The 14,656-nt window shown below is 37.6% G+C and carries 13 protein-coding genes; 5 read left to right on the top strand and 8 right to left on the bottom strand.

What is annotated here, in order from left to right; genetic code table 11:
* Together AC22ZQ_RS06555 and AC22ZQ_RS06550 are read right to left on the bottom strand one after the other, a co-directional pair.
* Positions 1-753 (bottom strand): anti-sigma factor (locus AC22ZQ_RS06555; protein WP_318957983.1); only part of this gene is annotated, 753 nt, incomplete at its 3' end.
* The gene (locus tag AC22ZQ_RS06550; RefSeq protein WP_318957982.1) at positions 732-1,295 is read right to left on the bottom strand and encodes an RNA polymerase sigma factor; all 564 of its coding nucleotides are present in this window, start codon (positions 1,293-1,295) and stop codon (positions 732-734) included. The genes AC22ZQ_RS06555 and AC22ZQ_RS06550, both read right to left, overlap by 22 nt.
* A gap of 346 nt (positions 1,296-1,641) precedes the next feature.
* Here AC22ZQ_RS06550 and AC22ZQ_RS06545 point away from each other — a divergent pair, with 346 nt between their 5' ends.
* Complete coding sequence (locus tag AC22ZQ_RS06545) at positions 1,642-3,258, top strand: T9SS type A sorting domain-containing protein (RefSeq protein WP_318957981.1); 1,617 nt, start codon at positions 1,642-1,644, stop codon at positions 3,256-3,258.
* A gap of 7 nt (positions 3,259-3,265) precedes the next feature.
* On the opposite strand, the gene AC22ZQ_RS06540 is transcribed toward AC22ZQ_RS06545, so the two are convergent.
* Genes AC22ZQ_RS06540 through AC22ZQ_RS06520 form a run of 5 tightly spaced genes read right to left on the bottom strand, consistent with a single transcriptional unit; the run spans position 3,266 to position 10,082 of the window.
* Positions 3,266-4,588: a DUF58 domain-containing protein gene (locus AC22ZQ_RS06540; RefSeq protein ID WP_318957980.1), complete on the bottom strand. Its 1,323-nt coding sequence runs from the start codon at positions 4,586-4,588 to the stop codon at positions 3,266-3,268.
* A gap of 1 nt (position 4,589) precedes the next feature.
* A complete protein-coding gene (locus AC22ZQ_RS06535; RefSeq protein ID WP_318957979.1) occupies positions 4,590-5,672 on the bottom strand; it encodes an AAA family ATPase in 1,083 nt (360 codons plus the stop codon).
* Positions 5,659-7,329, bottom strand: coding sequence for a hypothetical protein (locus AC22ZQ_RS06530; RefSeq protein ID WP_318957978.1), 1,671 nt, complete (start codon positions 7,327-7,329; stop codon positions 5,659-5,661). The genes AC22ZQ_RS06535 and AC22ZQ_RS06530 overlap by 14 nt, the downstream gene beginning before the upstream one ends.
* Positions 7,316-8,179: a hypothetical protein gene (locus AC22ZQ_RS06525; protein ID WP_318957977.1), complete on the bottom strand. Its 864-nt coding sequence runs from the start codon at positions 8,177-8,179 to the stop codon at positions 7,316-7,318. Before AC22ZQ_RS06525 ends, AC22ZQ_RS06530 begins: the two co-directional genes overlap by 14 nt.
* Positions 8,172-10,082 carry a stage II sporulation protein M gene (locus AC22ZQ_RS06520; protein ID WP_318957976.1) on the bottom strand — a complete coding sequence of 637 codons (1,911 nt, stop codon included), beginning with the start codon at positions 10,080-10,082 and terminating at the stop codon, positions 8,172-8,174. Before AC22ZQ_RS06520 ends, AC22ZQ_RS06525 begins: the two co-directional genes overlap by 8 nt.
* A gap of 169 nt (positions 10,083-10,251) precedes the next feature.
* On the opposite strand from AC22ZQ_RS06520, the gene AC22ZQ_RS06515 reads away from it, so the two are divergent.
* Together AC22ZQ_RS06515 and AC22ZQ_RS06510 are read left to right on the top strand one after the other, a co-directional pair.
* Positions 10,252-10,986 (top strand): RDD family protein, encoded by a 735-nt coding sequence (locus tag AC22ZQ_RS06515; protein ID WP_318957975.1) that lies wholly within the window; start codon positions 10,252-10,254, stop codon positions 10,984-10,986.
* 66 nt (positions 10,987-11,052) lie between these two features.
* The gene (locus AC22ZQ_RS06510; RefSeq protein ID WP_318957974.1) at positions 11,053-11,982 is read left to right on the top strand and encodes a hypothetical protein; all 930 of its coding nucleotides are present in this window, start codon (positions 11,053-11,055) and stop codon (positions 11,980-11,982) included.
* 75 nt (positions 11,983-12,057) lie between these two features.
* Here the strand turns inward: AC22ZQ_RS06510 and AC22ZQ_RS06505 are convergent, their stop codons facing one another.
* Positions 12,058-13,242, bottom strand: a complete 1,185-nt coding sequence (locus AC22ZQ_RS06505; protein ID WP_318957973.1) for a hypothetical protein — start codon at positions 13,240-13,242, stop codon at positions 12,058-12,060.
* A 151-nt stretch (positions 13,243-13,393) separates the two neighbouring features.
* Here AC22ZQ_RS06505 and rsmI point away from each other — a divergent pair, with 151 nt between their 5' ends.
* Together rsmI and AC22ZQ_RS06495 are read left to right on the top strand one after the other, a co-directional pair.
* Positions 13,394-14,065, top strand: coding sequence for a 16S rRNA (cytidine(1402)-2'-O)-methyltransferase (rsmI, locus tag AC22ZQ_RS06500; protein WP_318957972.1), 672 nt, complete (start codon positions 13,394-13,396; stop codon positions 14,063-14,065).
* A gap of 3 nt (positions 14,066-14,068) precedes the next feature.
* A partial coding sequence (locus AC22ZQ_RS06495; RefSeq protein WP_318957971.1) for a quinone oxidoreductase family protein occupies positions 14,069-14,656 on the top strand: 588 nt, incomplete at its 3' end.

The raw sequence follows: 14,656 nt of genomic DNA, 5'->3' as shown, positions 1-14,656 counted from the left end.
TTGCAGTTCATTCACCCCTATTTTACGCGTTGGAGTTACCGCGAATTCTTTGTCTAACACACCCAAATCTACTGGAACTCCATCTGCCAAAGCCCACAATTGGTACTGTTTACCTTCAGTTGGAGCAGGTAAGGCATCGTTTTTCACAATAACGGCCTGCGTTTCTTTGTGCCAGTATACTCTAACTTTTGCCTCTGGGTGATTTTCCGTTCCAGCTAAAACAACCTCTTCTGTACCTTCGTTCAATACAAAATCTTGTAATTCTTTACTGGCTGCAACTTCTTTCTCCAGATTTTCTAAACTGGCTAAATATTCGTTTTGCTTTTGTTCGGTTTGAGAATTTAAGGCTTTCAACTCATTATTCAACCTTGCATTTTCTTGTGACTTCATCACAAACATGGCACTCACACCAACAACAATTGCAATAGAAGCTACCAAACTCAACTTGGCGTAAGTCGGCATTTGAACAACCTTCGTTTCTTTCTCAAGCTTAGGTTCTTCTACCTTCTTCATTACTTTCTCTTGCGGAACATCTTTAATCTTGGCTAATATAGCTTCCTTGGTTCCTGCAGGAGGAGTAACCGCTATGGATTGCACATAGTCTTCTAAAGTTTGTTGAATCCTATTCAACTCCTCCTTAATTTCTGGATAAATAGAAGACAAGCAGTGTACCTCTCGCTGTTCTTGTTCAGAAGCGGTACCCATCACATAACTTTCCAGTATGCCAGATGCTATATATTCTTTTGTATCCAAATCAATAAAACTATTACAAAACTATCTTTCAATGCCTTAATTGCCATTCGAGAACGCGATTTAACGGTTCCCAATGGTATATTTAACTCATCCGAAGTTTCTTGCTGTGTATAACCTTTAAAATAGAGGTACTCCACGATTAACTTTTGATCATCTGGCAATTCATCAACAATATCTTTTAACCCAATTGTATCGATGTTGCGCTCTATACCTTGCTTCTTGTAATCGGTTGCATGACCAATTTCATCTTTCCCCTTTCGGTGTCTATCTACCTTACGTAATTCATCTATAGATTTATTTCTACAAACGTTTAACATCCAGGTAAAGAATGAGCCTTTAGAAGCATCATAAGTTTGTGCCTTTTGCCAAATCTTAACAAAACAATCTTGTAGAATATCCTGTGCTAATCCGTCGTCTTTTACAATTTTTAAAATTAAACCGTAAAGCGCATCAGAGTACATGTCGTAAATAGTCGCCAACGCCTGTTCCTCACCATTTTGGAGGTCTTGTACGAGGTTTTCTATATTTACTTTTACTGACATGCTTTGAACGAAAATAAACAATTAATCCGAAAGTTAACTACTTTCTTTATGAAGGAATTACATTTCCTTGAGCTAAAGAAAACATATATGTTCATATAAAGTTCATTCTCAACTATTTTTTTCTTTTTCATCCATTTTCATCACCTATTTTAACAAGCAGATACATTTACTTCTCGAAGAAAGGAACCTAAAGCAGTCGTTAACAATTAATAAAAAGGTAGTCCGTTTTCCCTTATTGCTTGTTTTAAACCTCCACACTTCCCTTTATACTATTGATAAAAATCAACGCCTCTACTGTAACCTTTGTTACCCTGAATAAGCTTATATTGAGTAACTTGACAGCATCATGAAAAATATTTTTGGACTCCTACTTTTTTCCTTCATCCTAGGAATAAATACGATAAATGCTCAAATACCATTTAACATTTATATTGAAACCATTAGTACGAATAACATAGGTGGTTTACAATCCTACGCTTTTGGTCAACACAATGGTAAATGGCTTTTAATAGGTGGCCGTTTAGACGGGCTGCACCGACGACAACCTTGGGCTTCTTTTGACATTGCTGGACATAACAATCAACTCATTGTCTTTGATCCTGTAAGCTTACAAAAATGGACAGCCCCATTGAGTAGTTTACCACAAGGTATTCAAGAACAACTTAGTTCTACCAACATGAATTTCAAGCAAGAAGGGGATATGTTATATGTCCTTGGAGGATATGGGTACAGCGCAACAGCTGGAGATCACACTACTTTCCCCTACCTTACAGCAATAGATGTTCCGGAAGTAATTAATGCCGTTATGAATAACACGGGGTTCAATACTTATTTTAGACAAATTACAGATTCACAATTTCAAGTAACCGGAGGCCGCTTACAAAAAGTTTACGATACCTATTATTTACTGGGTGGTCAAAAATTTATTGGTAAGTACAACCCTATGGGACCGAATAACGGTCCTGGTTTCATACAAGAATACACCAATGCAATACGTAGATTTAAAATTAATGATGACGGAGTGAATTTAACAGTCACCCATCTTACTCCATACATTGATGCTGCGAATTTACACAGAAGAGATTACAATGCCGAAGCCCAAGTATTACCTAACGGAGCACAAGGTGTAAGTATGTTTTCCGGAGTTTTTCAACCCACGGTTAATTTACCTTTTCTAAGCAGCGTAACCGTAGATACAAATGGTTATACACTCGAGGCCAATTTCCAACAGTACTATAACCATTATCATTGTCCGGTGGTTCCTTTATACAATGTGAACACCAACGAAATGCATACGCTTTTTTTCGGAGGAATAGCGCAGTATTATGATTCTTCAGGTGTATTAGTCCAAGACGACAATGTACCCTTTGTAAAGACTATAGCTCGCGTAACAAGAGATGCTAACGGTGTTATGACTGAATACAAGCTCCCTATAGAACTTCCTGCATTAATGGGAGCGGGTGCTGAATTCATACCTAATGATACACTTCCGCAGTATAGTAATCATGTATTTCAACTTGCTAACCTAAATGCTGACACTACGTTTTTAGGATACATATATGGAGGTATTGAAAGCTCTGCACCCAATATCTTTTTCATCAATGATGGAAGTCAAAGTTTAGCAAGCAACCAAATCTTCAAAGTATACATCGTCCAAGGAGAAGATTTAGAAGTACACACCCCTAACCCACAAAGTAATTCTGACTTACAAATGCGAGTGTATCCAAATCCGAATCAAGGATTATTAACTATTGATATTCATACTACTACTGAGGAGGATCTCGAATTCACGCTTCTTAGTCTTGATGGCAAAATCATCCATCAACAGGCATTGAAGAACACCCCCGGTGGAGTATCTCAATTCACCCTAAAACTGAATGAGCATATGAGTGAGGGAATGTATGTGGTACGTTTGAGTTCGAATAGCAAGAGCATCACCCAAAAATTAGTCCTAAAGTATTAAACACAACCTAAATCATCCCTTTCGACTTTAAGGATAAGTACTTATTAATGGTTTTCACATTTAATTCCTCTGGCTTGGTTAGTATGGTTTGAATACCATTTCTATTTAACTCCAGTGCAATTTTACGTTTCACATTTACGGTAGTTTCTGCTACTGCACCTACATAAATATCACGCATATTTTCCGGTGGTTTTACAATGCTTTCGCGCAACTGTGTATTTTCAAAAAACACCACAACCAATAAATGTTTTGCATTGAGTTTACGCAACAAAGGTAAGGCTCTGTGCATGGCTTGTTCGGTTTCAAAATTGGTATAAAGCATGAGTAAACTTCTCACTTTAACACTAGATCTTAAGCTTTGGTAAAGCAAAGGAAAGTTTGCTTCTTTAAACTGCGTACGTTGGTTGTAGAGAACTTCCATGATACGCTTTAAATGCGCTCTTCCACCCTCGGCGGCTAACTTTGTTCCTATTTTATCGGCGTAAGTAATCACTCCTTTTTTATCTCCTTTTCTCAAGGCGATGTTGGAAAATACCAAAGAAGAGTTGATTGCATAATCGAGTAAACTCATACCGTCAAAAGCCATCTCCATAGAGCGCGATTTATCAATCACCGAATAAACATGCTGTGCGCGTTGGTCTTGGTATTGGTTTACCATCAATTCATTTCTACGCGAAGTTGCCTTCCAGTTAATCGTTCTTATATCGTCTCCTTGCGTATAGCTCTTAATTTGTTCGAATTCGTTGTTGTGTCCTAAACTTCTAATCTTTTTAATTCCGCGAACCTGAGATTGATTAAAAACTTTTAGCTCATACAATTTCATTTGTTGAATCGAAGGATATACCTCCATGACATCATCTTGCACAACCACAACACGTCTTTTTACCAAACGCAGTACACTTTGTACAAAAATATGCGTATTCTCAAAGCGGTAATCTCCTCGACGCTTTGGAGTAAAAGAGTAATTAAAACTTTCTGATCTTTTGGGTAATAAAGAACTCGAAAATGCTTTTGATCGTTCTTGCAACTCCTCCGGAAAACCTTCATATATCGTCAACTTTAATACTTGTGCGCTCAAGTTAACCACACGTAAACTTACATGAGCTTCATCATTTAAATCTCCTCTACGAGGAAAAATACGCTGGAATTTTAGGATGGATTTATTGGCAAAAAGCACAAGAAAATCGAGCAAACTCAATGCTATTAAACTCAGCACTCCTACTTGGGCTACCAAGAATAAAAAACTCCAGGCATAGCTCAAGATAAAGAGTAACACCACTCCTGCCAAAAGCACGAAGAAAAAACGCGATATAAAAAGGTGTTTTATCATCTTATCTCGGCACCTCTATGTTTTTAACGATTTCAGTAATCACATCTTCCGTAGCATAACCTTCTATTTCTGCTTCAGGTGTTAAAATTAACCTATGATTAAGCACGTGAGGCGCCACAAACTGAATATCATCTGGAGTTACAAAATCTCTTCCCTTTATAGCAGCCATCGCTTTTGCACTCTTAAGAATTGCCAAAGAAGCCCTTGGTGAAGCTCCTAAATACACCTTGCCGTGATTTCTCGTTTTAACCGTGATGGCAGAAATGTATTCTAACAATTTATCCTCTACAATCACCTCTTTCACCAACTCTTGCACGCGACGCACATCTTCGGCGTTAATCACAGCCATAACCTCATCTAAACTCGGAGCTTTGATATTGGATTTATAGCGTTGCAATATCATGGTTTCATCTACTTGAGATGGATAATCTAATTTGATTTTGAACAAGAAACGGTCTAACTGAGCTTCCGGTAAATTATAGGTACCCTCTTGTTCAACAGGGTTTTGAGTGGCCACCACTAAGAATGGAAACTGCATGGCATACTCTACTCCATCGTAAGTTATCTGTCTTTCCTCCATCACCTCAAACAAGGCAGCTTGGGTTTTGGCTGGAGCTCTGTTAATCTCATCTATCAATACAATATTTGAGAAAATAGGACCTTTTTTAAAGTTGAACTTACTTTCGTTCATGTTAAAAATAGAAGTCCCAATCACATCACTCGGCATTAGGTCTGGCGTAAATTGTATACGCGAAAAATCTACATCTAATGCTTTGGCCAACACTTTAGAAGAGAGTGTTTTGGCTACTCCGGGAACACCTTCTAAAAGAATATGACCCGCTGAGAATATTCCAGCCATGAGTAATTCAACCATTTCTTGCTGACCAATAACGTACTTAGAAAATTGAATGCGAATATCGTTCACCTTTTGTGTAAGCCAAATCAAATCTTCGTTTTCTCTTTCAAATCCAAAAGCGTTAGAGGAAGTTTCGACACGTTCTACCTGCTGAGTTTCTTCTTGTTGTTGTGACTCAGGGTTCACAGCTTCATGTTCGTTCGGCTCTGTATTATTATCTTCTATCATTTCCTTTGTTATTTATCTGGAAAACTAAGTTTTCCAAAAGCTTAATATTTCTTTTATCTAAATTCAGTAAACTTATTTTAACCTCTTCTCTATCTATGATCTTCAACAGTAAATCTTTCCCCAAATTCTTGGCTTGATACACATCTTCAACCTTCAAGTGATAGGGTTTACCTAGAATAGGATAGACTATAATTTCATGAATATTATGTCGCAATATAGGTCTACTCATCATCCTGTTGGCGAAAACAAAAGATGCAATAGCAAGCGGCCACAGCAATATACCAACTCCTACAGAATAAGTCAACAACATAAATGAAGCTGCTATTAACAGCGCACCAAGTAACATCAATAGCGTTGGAGCGAAAAGACCTCTGTTAAAAGTGATGTAACTTTCTGCAATTTTAGTTTCTTCCTCTTCCTTCCAGATTTCAGATTTCAAATAGAATTTGCGCAGTTCTTTGTTAAGGATTTCTAAATCTTGAAAACTAATTTCTTTCTTGCTTTCTACTAAGGCCAATAAATGATCCACCTCTGAAAGAGACATGTTCGCTTTTTCGCTCAACAAAACATTGGCTTTTTCTTTTTCATTTTTAAGATCTAAATAAAAGTACTTCTGCACATTTAAATAGAAATTTGCCTTCATCATTTTGTAGGCATCTTCGGGTTGCTTTCTATCGAAATAAATCCCTGCAATAGTATCAACATAAGAAAGCGCCGAAAGCTGTTTTTCTTCTTGAATACGAATAACAGGTCGCTCCCTTTTACTTCTGAAAATAATAAATGCGATAAAACCAATAATGAAAGTGAACAAAGCCCATTTAAAACTTGGATACTTTAAGAGTGGTTTAAACAAGGAATCATTCTCTTCCTCGTCATTCCCGTCATATATTATCTCTGGATCGTAATTTGCAAATTCTAAAAGGTAAAGTTTCTTGGCTTTGAGTTTTCCGAAGGTAGCAGCATAATGTTTAAACCCATCTTCCCCTTTGAGTTGATAATTGAAAAATGCTTCAGGATTTAAATGTCCGTAAATTTTACCTACTCCATAATTAAGTTCTATACTGTATGGATATCCCTCCAAACTGAGCAAAGGCTTGTAATCATAAAATTTCGTAGTGTCGTATACATTCCATCTTCCAAAAATGGTATCACCTTCAAAACGTTTGGCTAAACGCAAAGTATCTCCATTGTGCGTAAGCTCTACTTCTTTATTGTAGACGAATTTGTAATCACTAAAACTCAGTAATTGACCATGCAGGTTGTAATCCATTACATTACAAGAGTAAAATAACTTGGACCCCTTACCCACACTAGCCATTAGGGCACTTATCTCATTACTTGTGAGGTAGAAATTCTCCCCGATAAATGCAAATGCCGCGCTATCTTCTTGTAGCAGAGAATCTAAAAGTAAATGATTTTTCACGTAATAGATATCCTCAAAGTTGCTACTCTTGTTCATTAATTCATTGAACAAATACAAACCATTGGGATGTAAATTATCCCAGCCATATCTGTGTTTCCAATTGTTAGAGTAATAACTTTTTCCATCCTTATCCTTTACATTCTCCTCCCCAGATGAAGAATTGAATAAAAGTACCAGTATCACCACAAATAGGATGAGTCCACCCGCTAACATTACCAATCTATTTCCCCTCATTTGCATCAATTTTTTGGTAGAGCGCTTTTAACTCGGGTTCTAAACTTTGGTAAATGCTGGCATTGATGTCATAATGACCATACCACACCAATTCATATAAACGTACAGCTTTAGAAAATTCAAGGTGCACAGGACGTTGCAACATCTCTATTTGGTAATGTGCATTGGTTTTATCTTGTTTGTATTTAATCCATCCTTTCTTAATTAAGGATTGTAAAATGAAGGTGTAGTACACGCGGACACATTGTCGATAATCTTCCTTAGCTAGTGCGTTTTCGAGCAAAATTTCTAATTCTGTCTTCGTTACCTCCTCTGGATTCCACTCCTCTAGATCAGGTACTATGTTTTGACTATCAACCTCAACACTTGCATTACGAATAAAGAAGTAATACAACAAAAACACTACGATAAAAAGTACGAGCAGTATAAGTATTACTTGCCATACATTTTCAGAAATCTCCCAACGATCTGGTGGATCCACGTCTAACGGTTCAACATCTGGAGTGTCGGGTATGTTTGGATCGTATTTAGGAGCTTCTCTTATGATAGACTCTCGATTGTTTTTCTTAATTCCACCATCACCTCTATATGGACCAAATTGACTCTCGCGGTTCGCCAGAATCTCATCCTCGCTCGTATTATCAGCAGGAGTTGTATACCCCACCTCATCATCAACATTTTCTTCTAATTTATCCGGATAAACCCTGTCATTATTCGGCTTAGATTTACGAGAGGCTTCGCCATATTCTACGCTTTTTTGTAGTTTATCCCATTCCTTTTTTAAATCCGTTTCTTGTCCCCAAGAAAGAAAGGCGAATAACAACAGTAGAGTACAGATTACTTTACTCATAATCTCCTTTCGTTTCAACGGTTCTACTTCTTTTTCCAAAACGCTCAAACTCTTTTCTAAGCGCTGGAGCTTCTTCCTCCTCTATTGATTTGTAACTCGACAAAGCCGAGGCGATGAGTACTAATGGAAATACTAGGAGTATAAAAATGAGGTAAACAAACACCCTTATACCGTTTACAATTTCTATGGTGTAAGGAGTTTCGTCCGCTAAAATCATGCGAATAAAATCAGTAAATACATCCAATAAATCTGGAATTTCATTGATATCCTCTGAGGCCATCACAAATGCAATAGGTTGTGCAAACAAAATGACCATGGCAGACAGGAATAGGACCAATACGAAATTAAACACCCAAGATTTAGCACCGTATTTCATAAACTTTCCTAAGCCAAGTCCTTTCTGATCATAAACTCCTAAAGACAATACATTGAAAAGAAAGGGAACAATAAAAATTCCTGCCCATATAAGATAAGAAGGTAATATAACCATGAAGGCATAAAAAATGGCGATACCTACAAAAACTTTAAACCCTTGTTTAGACAAGAAAGAAAAGTAATTCTTCCACACAAACTTTTCACTAGCGCTTGAAATTGCGTAATAAACTGCCGAAGCCAAAGATGTTAAGGGTAAGACCCATAAAAACAGAGCAAAAAAATCAGTTTCAATAAAGGTCTGCCCATAAGGGTTACCAAAAAGAATACTCAACAAATTGATCCAATCCTCCGGATATTCAAAGGCGAAATCATAACTATGCGTGATAAACTGAAAACCTGAAAGCAGCAACATTAAAGGCAAGGTGATGCTAAGGTTAATCTTCATAAAAACATAAAACTTCTGTCGGTATAACTGAAAAGTATCTGAAATAATATCCGTGAAATTTCTAATCTTATACAGACTCACCTCATGTGAAGGCAGCTGATTAACACTTTCATTTTCTTGTAGTAACTCTGGATGCTTACGCGCTAAATACTGTGGATAAATCACAAAATAAATCAACATCAAAGCAAAGGAGAAAATAATGATACACCACTTGGACCAATCAGGTAAACTGGCGTAATTACGCGTAACATAACTCTCAAGGAACCCCGCAATAATAAAGACAGGCACCAGTGCTATCATGATTCTCATAGATCTCTTCGCCCCCAACTGAAAGGATTGTAATCGCGAATAGGAACCTGGAAAAAGCAAACTATGCCCAAGCGTAAAACCTGCTCCCGCAGCCACAACTATGGCACTTATCTCAAAAGCTCCGTGAATCCAAATGGCTAAAAAGGAAGACAATCCAAGTCCCTTCAACACATAAAAATATTGGAAGGACCCTAACATCATTCCATTCTTAAAAACCAAATAATGCGTTCCAAAGGAGAATAATATCCCTCCCAAGAAACAGAGGAAAGCAACTTTAATATTATTCAATGTAATGGTGTAAAACATCTCAAAACTACCGGAGTCTCCATAAAAACCAAAGGGGTCATCTTGCCCAATAAAGCGTTCACCTCTGGCAATCATCCCTCTACCTGCAGCCATATCAACAAAGTCTGGAAAATAATGTGTTGTTATGGCTCCAATTACCACCCAAAGCATAAACATTACAAGGGCAAAGAGCAAATTCTTACGTGATTTATAGAGTTCTAAGGGAATGACGATGGACCAAGTTTTCCAATACTTTTTTAAAGAATCTCCTTTCTGCTTGTAGAGTCGCCCATAAACACCTTGTGCCGCTTGGTTCAAATAAGCTCTCACCGTTCGGCGCTCGTAAAATGTTTGTGCAAAGCTTAGATCTTCATTGACCTCCGTAAATAATTCTCCCAGTTCTTCAGGATCGGTATTATTGCCCTTACTGAGTTTCTCAAAGCGTTTCCACTTTTCTTTGTTTTTATTTATGAAGGTAGTTTCTTTCATTCTGTAGTATGCGGCGTAAGCTTTCTTACATCAGGCTAGCTAAAATAATATTTAGATTTAAGCTTTCAAGTAAAAGCACAATTAATTCATAGATACTTACAAAAGTAAATCAGATTGAATACCTAACTCCAAAAGCATTTTTCGGCAAATTCAATTATATTAGCAACACATGAAAACCATTTCCATTAAAACCGCACAGAATGTTCAAATTACCTTTGAGCTTGCAGGACTAGGTCAGCGCTTTACCGCGTACCTTTTAGATTTGGTAATTCTTGGTTTCTATATGTTCATCATCACCCTTACGATGGAAAACTCTGGTTTATCCACCAGAAACGAAGAAGCAAAACTTTATCTTACCCTTTACTTTTTACTTACCCTACCTGCTTTTTTCTATTCTCCAATGCTGGAATATATCACCAAGGGACAAACCTTAGGAAAAAAAGCATTAGGAATACGTGTAATGAAGGTAAACGGCGACAATGCAAGTTTAAACGAATATTTCTTACGCTGGTTATTCAAAGGATTGGCCTTTATTATTCTTCCTATAGAAGCTGTGGTAATACTTATCTCCAAAAGATCGCAACGATTAGCAGACATGATGGCAAATACTGTTGTGGTTAAACTTAACCCAACGTTTGATTATACCTTAAACCAAGTGCTCAACCTCAACAAGGAAAAAACGGAGATTGAATATCCGGAAGTAGAACAATTTACGGATGAAGACATGATGTTCATCAAAAAGGTAATACAACGCGTGGAGGAATACAACAACCCTGCAACACGAGAGATTGCCATTGAACTTGTCCATGAATTGGTAGAAAAACTTCAACTCCCGGAAGTACCCAAAAAGAAAATGACCTTTTTGAAAAAGGTATTGAAAGATTACGTGGCGCTTACGCGATAGATTTTCTATGAACTTCTCATTTAAGTCTCGTAAAAATAGACTTACCTTTGTTTGAAACACTATTTTATGAAAAGTACAATCTTTACAATGGCTTGTGCCCTTCTTGCGCTGTACTCTTGTAATTCTGAACAAGTGGACACAACACCTGAAGTACCATCAACAGATACATTAGCGGTAGATACAGTTGCCCAAGCAGCTGAAACAACTCCTTTATTAGGAGAAGCTGTAAACATCATGATAGGAACTAAGAATTACGAGGAAACCATTCAATTTTACCAAACATTAGGGTGGCACGTCGAAGACTCAAGCTCTACTCCTTGGAAATGGTCTGCAATGTATGATGGAAGTATGAGTTTGACCATTAACGAAGATACTATGAATTATATGGGACCTGCGTACCACTCAGAGGACGCAGTAAACGTTTACAAAACGCTTAAAGCCATAAATGTCAGTCCTCAAATGGAGTTAAAAAGAGAAAACGGAGACGCATGGTTTAATGTCTATTTCGCTCCAGATTCTTTAGGTTTCGTTGTAATTAATGAACCCAAAGCACCCAAAAAAGATATTCAGGTTGCGGATATTGTATTTAACCCCACCAAGAAATTCGATTTCCCGAATCCGAAAGCAGGTATCTTCCAAGAGTATGCTTTAGCAGTTGAAAACGTAGATAGTAGTTTAGTGTATTACACAGCACTTGGATTTGAAAGTCAAGGTATACACGAAGAAGGAGTTCCTTATAGATACACGATTGGTTACGACGGTCAACTGACCCTAGGCTTACACGAAACAAAAGGCATGTGGCACGGAGAGTTGTTTACTTATTCAGGACATGGAATCAACGAAAATGATTCTTTAGCAGCAGAGATGAGAGCCAACAACTATGCGGTTGAAGCTTTGGAGTTTGGTGGACAAGTATTGCCTGGGAATTACATGTTTACCGATCCTGCAGGGAATATTTTCTTCTTGACCACAGATTTTTCGGGGATGAAAAAATAAGAACTACGGAATCAAAAACTTAAAATATAAAGGGTGGAACTCCAAGAAATTTGGATTTCACCCTTTTTCTATGTTCTAATTCAATTCATATTTGTAGATCGTCAACACCCCATCCTTATAGCCTTTGGTCCAAACTTGATTTTCAGGAATAGAAGCACCTGTAAAAAAGAAATCACCTTTCAATGTAAACCTCCCATCGTACACCACCTTTTTCGTATTCCAATCTACCATACGTATGTACATTACCTTATCTGCTAAAATATCTTTTTGATTCAATTTTTGATCGCTCGGCGTTAAGCAAGAACCCTTAACCGGTTTTACCCTTTTCTTGGTGTTCTCTGCAGCAACAGAGGTAGTTGTATCCTCTGCACTTTTATAATAAACCCGACCAACAAGTTGAGAAGAATTAAAGGATAAGAAGGCGCCATAACCATAAGATTCTATCAACATTCCATGATAGCTTTCCTCAGTCAACACCTCTGTAACACGTGGCAATGCATCCAACTTTTGCGTAATGGAATCTCCTTTAAAATGATACTGCGAAGACATTAAATTATTCATTTTAAACACAGTTACTTGATGCGCCAAATCTTGTTCTAGAATCAATTCATCACCTAAACGTATAAAAGAATAATCAGCTTTATAGGGCAAATCACCTTGAGAATAAAGAGGGTCATAATTCGCAAAACTTTCTAAGCGCTTTCCTTCAAAATTATAAACACCTAACAAACTACTTTCCTGATAGAACTTACCAGGTTTTCTAGGTAGCTTAAAAAAGTATTTTGACTGCTTATTCGGTACCAAAACCGTATATATCAATTCATTTTCAAAATCTATTTCAAAATGACCCTCCAGAGAAGGAGTGTACTGATCAAAAAACTTGTACAAATCTATCTCTTGCAAAAAGCTTCCATTTAAATCGTAGACCCTTAAATTCATTCTGATTACGTCCACCACAATAATTCTATCCTTTTCAAATTCTACACGCCATGGCGTAAATTTATTTGATATATGAACCGACTCTAACATTATCGTCCCTTCCTTGTTCCCCTCCAAATCGTTCACCACGATAATAGAATCGAAACTCTCATAGAGATAAATCTTATCTTGAAATTGCCTCCAATACAAAGTACTAAAACTCTCCCTTTCTTGAAAAGAACCTAAATCAATTTGAATACTATCGACTAAATTAAAATCCTGCGCACTAAGGTTTGGCAATTGAAAAAGGCATACAAATGTTAGGAGGCATATGATTCTCATAAGTGGTTATTGATATTAAATTTTTAAAAACACTAATATAAACAGCCTTTTAAGTATTGGTTACCTGGAGAATTAGATTTTTTTCGTTCCATTGTCTATTCATTCTGAATACATAATTCGCAATTCTTAATTAACTACGTATTTTTGCACCATGGGAAAACTTGTTTTAGTGCCAACGCCGGTAGGAAATCTAGATGATATTACCTTACGTGCCATTAAAGTGTTGAAAGAAGCTGATTTTATTTTAGCCGAAGACACGCGTACAACCAAAAAGTTGTTGAAGCATTTTGAAATTGACAACCAAAGTTATTCGTACCACATACACAATGAACATAAAACGTTGGAAAGCAACGTAAGCAGAATAGAAACGGCCAATATGGTTGCTTTGGTTTCTGATGCAGGTACTCCGGCTATTTCTGACCCCGGATTCTTACTCGTAAGAGCATGTAGAGAGGCAGGCATAGAAGTAGAATGTTTACCAGGTGCTACAGCATTTGTCCCAGCTCTAGTGGGAAGTGGTTTCCCTTGCGACAAATTCGTTTTCGAAGGTTTCTTGCCGCACAAAAAAGGTCGCCAAACCCGTTTAAAGATTTTGGCAGAAGAAGAGCGTACTATCATTTTGTATGAATCTCCCCACCGTTTGGTGAAATGCTTAAAGCAATTGGAAGAATTTGTGGGTAACGACAGACGCGTTTGTGTGGTCCGTGAGCTCAGCAAAATGTACGAAGAATTCAAAATTGGTTTCCCGAGTGAAGTGGCGGCACATTATGAGGCCAATCCTCCAAAAGGAGAAATTGTTGTTTTGATAGAAGCAAAAGCATAATTCATGGTAACAACACAAGCTTTTCAATTGGTGAAAAATGGTGAAGCTACGCAAGCTTTTGCCTTAACAACAATTCAGCTACCGACTTTAGCAGCAGACGATGTTCTTATAAAAGTAAGTGCATTTGGCCTGAACTACGCCGATGTAATGGCCCGCAATGGTTTGTACAGAGAAACTCCTCCTTTACCTTGCGTTTTAGGTTACGAGGTAGTGGGAGAAATTGTTGCCGTTGGAAAAGATGTTGATGACCAAGAAGTTGGGAAACGCGTAGTGGCCTTCTGTAGATTCGGAGGTTATGCGCAAGATGTAATTACGAAATCTTACGCCTATGCACCTATAGGAGATTTGGATACAGGTAAAGCACTGTGCTTGGCCACTCAATACGTTACCGCTTACTACATGTGTAACTATGTAAACACCGCCCGCAAAGGGGAACGTGCTCTGATACACGCCGCGGCTGGTGGAGTTGGAACCGCATTGTTGCAACTCTTAAAATTACAAGGCGTAGAAACCTATGCCAAAACGAGTTCTCGAAAAAAAGAAGCTTATTTAAAAGCCCAAGGTGCCGATCATATCATTTACTACTCCGAA

The sequence above is a fragment of the Lishizhenia sp. genome (assembly GCF_057456495.1).
Note: the sequence above shows the minus strand (reverse complement) of the source record. Positions and strands in the feature narration are given on the sequence as shown.